Raw genomic sequence first — 9,695 nt, forward strand, 5'->3', positions numbered from 1 at the left:
GCTCGTCGCGAGCATCTGCAATCACAACGAAAACTAGCCCCCACATCCTTGAAGGATCACGAAACGGTTACACCACTCCACGGGACTTGACCCGCGTTAAGCCCGGTACTGAGCGTCACGGTGCCACGGCATCGGCTGAGGCTCGCCAGCTCTTGGGCGAGGCCGGCGAATCGTAGGCTTGAATCATGAGTGCATTCACCCTCGACGAACTCCTGAGCCTCGAACACGCCGGTTGGAAGTCGCTTTGTGAGTCCACTGGCGGCACGTTCTACGGCGAGTTGATGATGCCCGATGCGTTGTTTGTGCTGTCCAACGGCTGGGTGATGACTCGCGATGAAATCGCGGCTTCACTCAACGATTCTCCGGCTTGGGCGGCCTACGAAATCACAGACGTTCGGATCGTCGAAGCGGGTAGCGATGCCGCCGTACTGGTGTACCGTGCGACAGCGTCTCGGGAAGAAATGACGGAGCCGTACACTGCGTTCATGTCGAGCGTTTACCGTCGAGTGGATGGGAAGCCGAGAATGGCGCTCTATCAGCAGACTGAGGCAGCTGCGTAGACCGCTCAGGCTGCCGCGCCCGCTGCGCGGCCTTGCCCTCAAGTATCGTGGCTACATGAGTGATTCAGCGTCGAACCCCAAACTCAACCGCATCAACCTGATCTGCCTGGGTGTGGCTGACCTCATCCGCTCCCGAGCTTTCTACCGCGATGGCCTCGGCTTCGAAACTCCCAACAACGAAGAGAACCCCGAAATCGTGTTCTTCGACAACGGAGGCACCAAACTCGAACTCTTCCAGAGAGAAGAACTGGCCGCAGACATCGGTGGAGACAGCCCGCCCACTACCTCAGACCCCGCCGCAGCCTTCAACGGCATCACCCTCGCCTATAACGCGAAAACGAAAGAGGAAGTCGACGCGATCTTCGCAAAGATCGAAAGCATTGGAGGCACCATCGCCAAGGCCCCCGAACTGGTCTTCTGGGGCGGATACAGCGGCTACTTCCGCGACCCGGACGGCTACTACTGGGAAGTTGCCTACGCCGACGATTGGAAGTTTGATGCCAACGACATGCTTATCATCGAACAGTCTGGCTAACCCTCAGATCGCCTCGACGTGGTGAAACTCTTACTCACCGAGGATTAAGTAGTTACCGGCCGAGGCTGGGGCCGCCTCGGTATTGGCCCGGATGGTGGCGAGTTGGGCGGTAGGGGTCGTGCTGCCGGAGTCGTTCAGCGCGTTCGCGCGCGAGCTGCTTTTCGCGTGCCGCGTGCTCTGCTGCGGCCTGGTGCTTCGTCTGCACTCGTTCGGCGGCTTGAGCGGTGGGAAGCTGGCGTAGCTCGACGGCCTCGGCTCGTGCATCGGTGGCACGGGCGCGCCATTCTTGCGCGTACCGAGTTGCACGGCGCTCCCCGCTCTCGGCCGTCATCACATGCGCGGCGGGGTCGTTTCGGAATACTCGGCGGGCGAGGCCGGACGCTTCGAGCGGGTGCCGCTCGCGCGCGGTGCCCAGCTCGATCTTCGCGGCGGTTGCGGCTTTGCTCGCGTCGCGCACCTGGGGGTTTTGGCCGGCGCGCTGCTGGCTGACGCGCTCGACCCAGCTCTCGACCTCGTGCGGCCCCCACGGGGCGCTGCCCCAGCGCTGCTCAACGCGGCCGCGCGCCTGCTCCCACTCGCTCGTAGCAGCCTGGGCGTCGCGCTCGGCACGCCGGCGACTGAACCGGCCGGCGCTGCGCGCTTCCTGCTGCGCCTGCGTCGCGCGCTCGCGCAGCACAGCGACCTCGGCCCCGGCGGTCTGAGCTTCGGTGTGCAGCGGGGCGAGGGCTTCGGTGTGCGCCTGCTGCGCGGTGGCCTGCGTCGTCTCCGCGACCTGTTCGAGCTGGTGCAGCTCGGCGGTCTGCTGCTCGCACAACCTGGCGAACTGCCCGGCTGCATCGTTCCAGACGGCGGCCTGCTGCTCGGCGTGTGCAGCTTCGCGGGTGAGCTGGTCGACCTCTTCGGCCACGGTCGCGGCGTCGCCGGCGATGATGCCGTGCATGTCGCGCTCGGCTTGCTTTCGGGCTTCGTCGAGGCCACGGTCTGAGCTGTCGCGGGTGAACGCCTCGACGAACTGCTCGCGGGCATCTTGCTCGTCGACGGCGACGACGTGCAGCACGTTCGCGTCGCGGCCGCGCGTCATGCCGACGTAGACGCCGGCGGCATCCATCTCGTCGGAGAGCACCGCGTGCGCGGTGTCGACGGTCATGCCCTGCGCACCGTGCCCGGTGACGGCGTAGGCGAGCTGCACATGCTCGGCCACGTAGTCGGCGTCGAGGGTGCGGTGATGCCCCGTCGTCGGGTCGGCAACGGTGATCCGGCCGTCAGCGTTCACGCCCCGTACCGTCCACGTCTGCCGGTTGGCGACGCCGAGCTCGCGGTCGTTCTCGCGGGTCGCTACCTGCGCGCCTGCGGCGATGGGGTCGCCGTCGCGCCCGTGCGTCACGGTGGCGGGGTCGATCACGCCGGCGTCGACCAGACGCTCGTACACGGCGTGGTTGATCTGCTGCGCGGCCGCGTTCGTCGACGTGACGGCGATGGTGCTGCGGCCGGCCTGCTGCTCGAGCGCGATGGTTTCGGAAAGCCGCTCGAGCACCTCGCCGGGGGTGCCGGTCTGAATCAGGCCGCGTTCGTGCAGCTCGTCGAATATCTGGCCGGGGTCGTCGCGGTCGCGCATCCTCAGCGACAGCTCGGCATAGGCTTCGTCGATCCCGCCGTCTGGGGTGCGGAACCGTCGAACGTCGGTGAGGTCGAGGGAGACGCCTGAGAGCTGCGAGGCGCGGGCGAGGTAACCGCCTCGGCCGACGGCGGCGAGCTGCGCCGCATCGCCGGAGAGCACGAGCGACCCGAGCCGCATGTCGTCGACGTACTGGTGCAACGCTGCGGCGGTGTCTTGGTCGAGAATCCCGGCCTCATCGACCACGAGCACCGTGTGTTCGTCGAGTCGCCAGCCTGCCGGCTGCGACCGCCACCGTTCGGGGAGCTGCCAGCGCCCGGCGTCGTCGACCTCGGCGCCGGCGCGGTACAGCAGCGCGTGGACGCTCTCGCCGTCGACGCCGAGCACGTCGCCGGCCTCCAACGCGCCGCGCTTGGTCGGGGAGACGACCACGAGCCGCCGGCCCTGCTCGTTGAGCGATTCGGCGGCCGCTTCGAGCATCGTGGTTTTGCCCGCGCCGGCCGCGCCCTGAATCACGACAAGCGAGTGTGTGCCGGCTATCGCTTCGGCCGCCGTCTGCTGCTCGGCCGAGAGAGTGAACCCCTCCCGCTGCGCGGCCACGGTGCCGGCCTCGCCGGGCACCACAGCGCGGGCGGTGAGCGCGTCGGTGAGCTGCTGATCTGTGGCAAGCACCTGGTCGCTCGTGTAGTGCCTGACGCCCTCGACGTTCACGCCGGCGTCGAGGAACGAGACGCTGCGCTGCATGGCGGTGTCGATAGCGGCGTCGCGCAGCTCGGCCACGCCCACGTCGCTGATGAGGTACGTCTGTGCGAGGCGTCGGTCGACGGCCGCCTGCACGTCGGCCAGCGACCACGCGGAACGCTGCCGGCCGAGGTCGTCGAGCGCGCCGGCACCGATCACGGCGGGATCGATCTGGGAGGCTTCCTGCCCGTACAGAGTGCGGTCGGTGTTCTGCGGGGTGACCTCGCCCACCGTGCGGGCCAGCCCCTCGGGGGTCAGCTCGGCGTCGGGCTTCTTCGTGGGCCGCTCCTGCGCCCAGGCGTGCGTATCCCACGCCTGCCACTGACGCGGCCCCGGCTCCTGGCCTGGGTGTGCGATCCGCCACGCCTGCTCAAGCTGTTCACGATTCTGTGCGACCTGATCCCGGCGGGCCGAGTGCTCATTGACGAGCGGCGCGTACTCGGTGACGCGGCCACCGCCCTGCGCCGGCTCCCAGCTCAGCCCCTCGGCCGCGAGCACCTGTCGCAGCTCCATATCGGTTGAGAGCGCGAGGTCGGCGGCCGCGTTCACGCGCTCCGCGAGCCGGTACAGCGTGCGCCCGTCGAGCGCCCGCCATTCGCCGGCGACTTCGCCCACGGGGAGGATCTGCATGTGCCGGTGGTAATGCGGGTCGCCGGTGCGACTCGTGGTGTGCTGAACACTCGTGAACTCGATACGGTCGAACTTCACTTGCCGCTGCGCACCGCGCGGCCCGATCCGGGTAACCGCGTGCTCTGCGACGGCCTCGGCCGCCACGGTGCAGGCCCGACTCATCGCCTGTTCGAGCGCGGCCGCAACCCTCGGGTTCGCGGCGGCCGCGAGGCTCAGCGTCTTGTCGACGCTGATGATGGTTTCTTGGTAGAGCGGCGTGCCGCCGACTTCCTCGATGCCCTCGGAGTTGATGAAAGTACGCTGCCGGAACGCGCCGCGCACCTGGTCGGTTTCGGGGTCGCGGTGCTCCATCCACGCCCGGAACTGCTCGGGCGTGAGCGCACCCATTTCGGTGCCGGCGACGCCGACGACGCCGTGCTCGACAGAACGCTCTTTGCCCTCGCGGTAGTAGTCGTCGAGGCGGTCGGAATCGCGTTCGAGCAGGTAGCTCTCAGCGGTCGCGGCCGAGCCGCGAAACGCTTTGAAGCCGCCCTTGCTCACCGGCTCATCCCCTCTCGATCCGGGGCCGCGAACCGAGGTCGCGGCCCCGCTCTAACATTGGTAGATTACGTGCTTCAATAATAGCGAGCAGATTGTGAGTGTGGGGCGTGAGTGTGGGGCGTGAGTTTGCCGGCGGAGCTGGCAAAGGTTCGTAAGGCAAGAGGTCGGGTCGTAGGATGAGGGCATGAGCAAGTGGAGCGGTGAGCGGATTGGGCGGCTGAGCCTGCGGCTCGATGCGGCCTACTGCATAGTGCTCGGCGCAGGCGTTGCGTTCACGGCTCCGTCAATCGCGACAGCTCTGCCGGTGCCTGTGTGGGTGCTCGTGACGGCTGGGGTCGCGGTGGTGCTCTGGGCCGGGCTGATCCTGGTGATGCTCGCCCGATTGCCAATGCGTGCCGCGCTCCGGCTCGTGATGATCGCCAACCTGCTCGCGGCCGCTGCGGTGGCTGCGCTCTCACTCACGAGCGCAGCGGTACTCGTCGTGCTGGCTGTGCTCGCGGTGGCCGTCGATATTGCCCTGTTCGCCGGGAGCCAGGCGTTTGCACTGCGACGGATGCGCAACGCGGTCTGACTCGCGCTCAGTCCTGAACTGCGGCGACAGCTTCAATCTCAACGAGCTGGTCGTCGTAGCCGAGCACGGTAACGCCCATGAGTGTGCTGGGTACGTCGTGCGAACCGAACGCATCGCGCACGACTTCCCACGCGGTTACGAGGTCGGCCTGTTCAGTCGAGGCGACCAGAACGCGGGTGCTTATCACGTCCTCGATGGTTGCGCCAGCCTCGGCCAGAGCGGTGTTCATGTTCTCGATGCACTTTGCCGCTTGCACCGCATAGTCGCTTTTTCCTGCGGTCGTACCGTCCTCGTTGAGCGGGCAAGAGCCGGCAAGGAAGATCAGCCGCGCATCGGCCGGCGCGGTGGCGGCGTAGGCGTACTCGGCGGCATCGGAGAGCGCCTGCGAACGGATGAGGGTGACGGCTCTAGTCATGGTCGCTTTCTGACAGTCGCTTGAGTCGTTCGGCGGCGGTGAGGTACACGTCGAGGCCGCTGCGCTCGCCCACGGCGACGGCCTCGACTGCGACGGCTTCCACCTCGTTCGGGGTGTAGCGGTACACGAGGCGGTAGCGGGGCTTTCCGACGCCGTTGGGGTCGAAGTAGAACTTGTAGCAGTCCGAGAGGTCTCCGGTCTTGACGTGCTGGCCGAGGGGTTCGCCCTGCACCCGTCCGTCGCGGATGAACGCGAGCATGTCGAGCGCCATTTTGCGGGTGCGAGGATCGGGCAGCGCGTACACGTCGCGCTCGAAACCGGGGAGGCTGGTCAGTGCCAGCTTGCGGCGCGCCACTTACTCGTAGTCGGCCGCGTCGAGGCCCAGCTCGGCGGCGAACTCGCTGAGCGGGCGGGCCTGTTCGCCCTGGCGCTCGCGCACGATCTGGGCGATCTCGATTTCCTCGATCGCGGGCAGCAGCGACGTGTACAGCTCGAACGGGATCACCACGGCCTCGGGTCGACGGTGCGAGCCGAACACGACAGGATCGGCCGTCGCACCCTCGGTGCGGAACCGGCGCAGCGCTTTGGGAATCTCGGTGCGAGCTTCCCGGCTGGGGAGAACATGAGCGATAGACATGCCACCAGCATACATGATGCGCCACAAATAGGCGCACAAATGTGTCACGTTCTGCTCGGGCCGGGGGCTTCGCTGGATCGTCTTTGACGCTCTCAAAAGCCTCTTGCCCTGGGAAGAACTACCGGCAACGCACTCGCGTCGCTCCCAGGGCCGTTCTCGTGCGTCTCCGGGGGTGTTCCGTTGTGAGCGTGAGCTGCACCTGACGGTGTATCGTCACCCCATCCGTGGGAAGTACGGGCGTAACCAATCCCTCTGAGGGCAAGGGTTTCGCTTGCGAAACCCGCGGCAGCCCCGAGACGGGCGCAGCTCGTCGAGAACCTGCCGACAACACGGTCTAGTTCGCGCACGCGCGCGGTCTTGAGTTACGTCGGTAAGTAGGTAAAAGAGAGAACTAGGTAAGAAGAGAACTAGGGAACAACGACACCCCAGACGGGAGTAGATCGAGACGCGCGTATTTCCCTACTGAACGACTCACGGTTTCCCTACTGAACGACTCACGGAGCTGGTTATCCACAGGGTTCGGGGCGAGTCGTTCAGTAGGGAAATGACGACTGCTAGGGGTGTGGCGCTCGGTAGGGAAATAGGCTGCTACAGCTCGTCAGCCGGGAGCCTGAGCAGCGGGCTACGCCGGATGATGAGCACGGTTCCCCCACCGCGTCGGCCGGGCACCCGATCAATGGCGAAGTTTGTCTCGATGCCGTCGCCGTGAATCCGGCGCGTGGCGGCTGCCTCGTCGAGCGCGGCGCGGAACCGGGCACGGAAGTTGTCGAGGCGCTTGTAGCCGTGGGTGAGTTCGTCGTAGAGGTCGGCCCACTCGAAGATGCGCTCGCGCCGGGGGCCGTCCTTGATCGAGAACAGCACTTTCTCAAGCCACGCGGCAACCTGCATCGGGAACGGCCCCGACATGCGCGCGAGCGCGTCGAGGCGCGCCGGCGGGGTCTTGGGATCGAGCGCCAGATCGACGAGGAGCTGCGAGGGCACGATGTACGAGTCGAGGCCGTCGAGCACGTCGCCCCAGCCGGGCACGTAGAGCTGCACGCCGCTCGCAAGTGTCGTCGACTGCTGGCGGTAGCGGCGGCCACCCTCAGCGTCCTCCGGCCCCCACTCGGCCATGTGGAACGTCGAGACGGCGAACCCGGTGACCTGGCGGGTGAGTTCCTGGTGCTGGCGGCCGCCGGTCGATGGGTAGCCGAGGTCGGCCGCGAGAGAGCGCTGCGTCTCTTCAAGGCCGATCCCGTCGAGCGGGTTGCCGCCGGCCTTGACGGTCGAGCGGATCTTCGTTGCGATTGCTGCACCGATCAGCAGCGCCGGTTTCCCCGAGGGCACGGGAGCCTCGACCCATTCACCGTGCTTAGTGAGTACCTTGCCGGCGCTGATCGACCACGATGTGTACGAGTTCTGCCCCTGCCATTCACGGGCGGGTTGCTCGTCCATCGGTGTCAGCGAGAAGTAGCCGTTGCCGAGCACGATGCCGCGACGCTCGTTCGCTTCGCCGTGCTCAACGGCGGTGGCATGGTCGAGCTGCCGACGCATCCAGTCGGGCAAGCTCAGGGGGTCTTGGTTCGGTACGCTCACTAGAGCCTCCTGGTCTGTTCAGGGGGTGTTACGCGCCGGCGGCTCTCGTCGGTGCGGCGAGCCGTTCCCGGTGCCAACGGGGGCGGCTCGTTCTGTTTATCCTACGGCACCATATCGCTGTTGCTTACATGTCTACATTCAGACTTGCTATTTCTAGAAATATCAACGCATTTACAAGTAGACATGTCTACATGTAGACTTGCCTTATGAAGATCGCAGTAGTGAACCTGAAAGGCGGCACGGGGAAAACCTCGACCGTGATGCACCTGGCGGCCGCGCTCAAGACGGCGGGCGACAGCGTGCTCGTGGTCGACGCCGACCCGCAGGGAGACGCGCTCAACTGGGCGAACGCACTGGAATGGGATGTGACCGCGCACCCGAAACCCACGATCCACAAACAGACGTGGCTCGGTGCCTCGCACGATCACGTCGTAATCGACACCCCGCCTGGCGACCTCGGTGTGACGACCTCGGCGCTGCGCGCAGCCGATCTGGTCGTAATCCCGATGCAGCCCACAGGCGGCGACTTCGCGCAGTACGCCGAGACGGTGCAGCTCGTCGAGGAAGTGCAGGCGCTCACTGATGCGACCGCCGTGGTGTTGCTGACTCGCGTGGTGAAGCGCACCGTTGCCGCCGCTCAGGTGCGCGAGGCGCTGGAGCCGTTCGGTATCCCGGTACTCGACACCGAAGTTCCGCAGGCCCAGGCGCTCGCAATGGCCTACGGGCAGAAGATCACCGATGCGGGCGTCTACGCTGACGTGCTCGCGGAGCTGAAAGGACTCGTGAAATGAGCGTCGGCAACGTATTCGATAGCGCACGGAAGAAAACCCCGCCGACGCGGGTGGACGACCTCAAGGCCGGCGGCGCGCTGGCCGAGCCGATGGTGATGCACTCGACCCGCGTGCCGGTATCGCTGAACAAGGCAATCAAGAAACTCGCCGTCGACGAGCAGACCACCTTGCAGGCGCTCACTATCGAGGCACTAGAGACACTGCTGAAACTGCGAGGCAAGAGCGAAAGCTGACATGTCTACATGTAGACATGTCAGCTTGTAAGTATCCGTATTTGTCGGCGGTCACCCGTACCGTCGACAGCAACGAGAGGAACACCGGCTATGGCTATCAACGAACAAGAACGGCAGCTTGAAGTCGCCCGCGAAGCCGAGGAACTGCTGCACACCCTGGCGCACTCGACCCGCGATGTGCCGAACCCGCGCGATTCCTACTCGATGCTTGGAGAGCTGGGCGCGATCATCGACCATGTAGCGCAGGTGTGCGAACAGCTCGCGAGCTGGCACAGCCGCGTCGAGGACGGCAAGCATTACGAGGGCGAGGACGACAACCGCAGCGGCAGCCCCCGCGCGGCCGCCGCCGAACTGACCACTGCCGCCAGCTCACTCCGGCTCGCCTCGAACCACGTTCATCGCGCCCACTCGCACAACGCCGTGGTGCGCTGGTATCCCGAGCCGCAGGAGAGCTGACGATGAGCACCGAGACAAACTTCGAGGAACGCTGGCCGGAGCTGTTTGCCAACCTCACCCCGGCGCAGCACGAGCAGGCCGTGAGCGCGTGTTGGTACGTTCTGAACGATGGTTTCCCCCTCGAACGGGAATCCGTCGAGAGGATCACGACGCTGCTCGTCGACGACCCGCAGCAGTTCGCGGTTCTGTATGGCCCTTACACCGAGGCCGACGACACTCGCTACGCGGAGCTGGCCGACCGTGCAGAGCGCGGTGAGCTGCGCGTTAAAGTAGTGCCCCGTAGAGTGGTGTAACGATCCCGGCCAGTAAACGTCAGCGTGGCCACCGGGATCTTCCTTCGAGGAAACTCTCACATCCCACTCGAAAGGCGTCACACCGATGACCACTCCCTCTATT

At 65.9% G+C, this 9,695-nt stretch carries 12 protein-coding genes; 7 read left to right on the forward strand and 5 right to left on the reverse strand.

The features are described 5' to 3' along the window. Positions 1-185: 185 nt before the first annotated feature. Together AB0O71_RS15090 and AB0O71_RS15095 are read left to right on the forward strand one after the other, a co-directional pair. On the forward strand, positions 186-560 hold the full coding sequence (locus AB0O71_RS15090; RefSeq protein WP_363746636.1) for a nuclear transport factor 2 family protein: 375 nt from the start codon (positions 186-188) through the stop codon (positions 558-560). 55 nt (positions 561-615) lie between these two features. Next, positions 616-1,095: a VOC family protein gene (locus AB0O71_RS15095; RefSeq protein WP_363746638.1), complete on the forward strand. Its 480-nt coding sequence runs from the start codon at positions 616-618 to the stop codon at positions 1,093-1,095. Positions 1,096-1,147: 52 nt separating this feature from the next. On the opposite strand, the gene AB0O71_RS15100 is transcribed toward AB0O71_RS15095, so the two are convergent. After that, entirely contained in the window at positions 1,148-4,621 is a 3,474-nt protein-coding gene (locus tag AB0O71_RS15100) for an AAA family ATPase (RefSeq protein ID WP_363746640.1), read from the reverse strand. A gap of 184 nt (positions 4,622-4,805) precedes the next feature. On the opposite strand from AB0O71_RS15100, the gene AB0O71_RS15105 reads away from it, so the two are divergent. Beyond that, positions 4,806-5,192 (forward strand): hypothetical protein, encoded by a 387-nt coding sequence (locus AB0O71_RS15105; protein WP_363746642.1) that lies wholly within the window; start codon positions 4,806-4,808, stop codon positions 5,190-5,192. A 7-nt stretch (positions 5,193-5,199) separates the two neighbouring features. Here AB0O71_RS15105 and AB0O71_RS15110 read toward each other — a convergent pair whose 3' ends face one another. The 4 genes from AB0O71_RS15110 to AB0O71_RS15125 form a co-directional block, all read right to left on the reverse strand. Beyond that, entirely contained in the window at positions 5,200-5,607 is a 408-nt protein-coding gene (locus tag AB0O71_RS15110; protein WP_363746644.1) for a Rid family hydrolase, read from the reverse strand. Next, positions 5,600-5,962, reverse strand: a complete 363-nt coding sequence (locus AB0O71_RS15115; protein ID WP_363746646.1) for a hypothetical protein — start codon at positions 5,960-5,962, stop codon at positions 5,600-5,602. Before AB0O71_RS15115 ends, AB0O71_RS15110 begins: the two co-directional genes overlap by 8 nt. Further along, positions 5,963-6,244 carry a hypothetical protein gene (locus AB0O71_RS15120; protein WP_363746648.1) on the reverse strand — a complete coding sequence of 94 codons (282 nt, stop codon included), beginning with the start codon at positions 6,242-6,244 and terminating at the stop codon, positions 5,963-5,965. A gap of 588 nt (positions 6,245-6,832) precedes the next feature. Beyond that, on the reverse strand, positions 6,833-7,819 hold the full coding sequence (locus AB0O71_RS15125) for a hypothetical protein (RefSeq protein ID WP_363746650.1): 987 nt from the start codon (positions 7,817-7,819) through the stop codon (positions 6,833-6,835). A gap of 206 nt (positions 7,820-8,025) precedes the next feature. Here AB0O71_RS15125 and AB0O71_RS15130 point away from each other — a divergent pair, with 206 nt between their 5' ends. The 4 genes from AB0O71_RS15130 to AB0O71_RS15145 all read left to right on the forward strand — a co-directional run bounded on the left by AB0O71_RS15130 (position 8,026) and on the right by AB0O71_RS15145 (position 9,592). After that, complete coding sequence (locus tag AB0O71_RS15130; protein ID WP_363746652.1) at positions 8,026-8,610, forward strand: ParA family protein; 585 nt, start codon at positions 8,026-8,028, stop codon at positions 8,608-8,610. After that, a complete protein-coding gene (locus AB0O71_RS15135) occupies positions 8,607-8,843 on the forward strand; it encodes a ribbon-helix-helix domain-containing protein (RefSeq protein WP_363746654.1) in 237 nt (78 codons plus the stop codon). Before AB0O71_RS15130 ends, AB0O71_RS15135 begins: the two co-directional genes overlap by 4 nt. A gap of 90 nt (positions 8,844-8,933) precedes the next feature. Continuing rightward, positions 8,934-9,299 carry a hypothetical protein gene (locus AB0O71_RS15140; RefSeq protein ID WP_363746656.1) on the forward strand — a complete coding sequence of 122 codons (366 nt, stop codon included), beginning with the start codon at positions 8,934-8,936 and terminating at the stop codon, positions 9,297-9,299. Positions 9,300-9,301: 2 nt separating this feature from the next. Continuing rightward, positions 9,302-9,592: a hypothetical protein gene (locus AB0O71_RS15145; RefSeq protein ID WP_363746658.1), complete on the forward strand. Its 291-nt coding sequence runs from the start codon at positions 9,302-9,304 to the stop codon at positions 9,590-9,592. Positions 9,593-9,695 lie beyond the last annotated feature (103 nt).

The sequence above is a fragment of the Leucobacter sp. NPDC077196 genome, from assembly GCF_040687075.1.
Classification (GTDB): Bacteria; Actinomycetota; Actinomycetes; order Actinomycetales; family Microbacteriaceae; genus Leucobacter.

Bases quoted from the DNA above. Each gene is read 5' to 3' on its own strand.
- AB0O71_RS15090 (WP_363746636.1), top strand. From the start codon at position 186: ATGAGTGCATTCACCCTCGACGAACTCCTGAGCCTCGAACACGCCGGT.
- AB0O71_RS15095 (WP_363746638.1), top strand. From the start codon at position 616: ATGAGTGATTCAGCGTCGAACCCCAAACTCAACCGCATCAACCTGATC.
- AB0O71_RS15105 (WP_363746642.1), top strand. From the start codon at position 4,806: ATGAGCAAGTGGAGCGGTGAGCGGATTGGGCGGCTGAGCCTGCGGCTC.
- AB0O71_RS15110 (WP_363746644.1), bottom strand. From the start codon at position 5,607: ATGACTAGAGCCGTCACCCTCATCCGTTCGCAGGCGCTCTCCGATGCC.
- AB0O71_RS15120 (WP_363746648.1), bottom strand. From the start codon at position 6,244: ATGTCTATCGCTCATGTTCTCCCCAGCCGGGAAGCTCGCACCGAGATT.
- AB0O71_RS15130 (WP_363746652.1), top strand. From the start codon at position 8,026: ATGAAGATCGCAGTAGTGAACCTGAAAGGCGGCACGGGGAAAACCTCG.
- AB0O71_RS15135 (WP_363746654.1), top strand. From the start codon at position 8,607: ATGAGCGTCGGCAACGTATTCGATAGCGCACGGAAGAAAACCCCGCCG.
- AB0O71_RS15140 (WP_363746656.1), top strand. From the start codon at position 8,934: ATGGCTATCAACGAACAAGAACGGCAGCTTGAAGTCGCCCGCGAAGCC.
- AB0O71_RS15145 (WP_363746658.1), top strand. From the start codon at position 9,302: ATGAGCACCGAGACAAACTTCGAGGAACGCTGGCCGGAGCTGTTTGCC.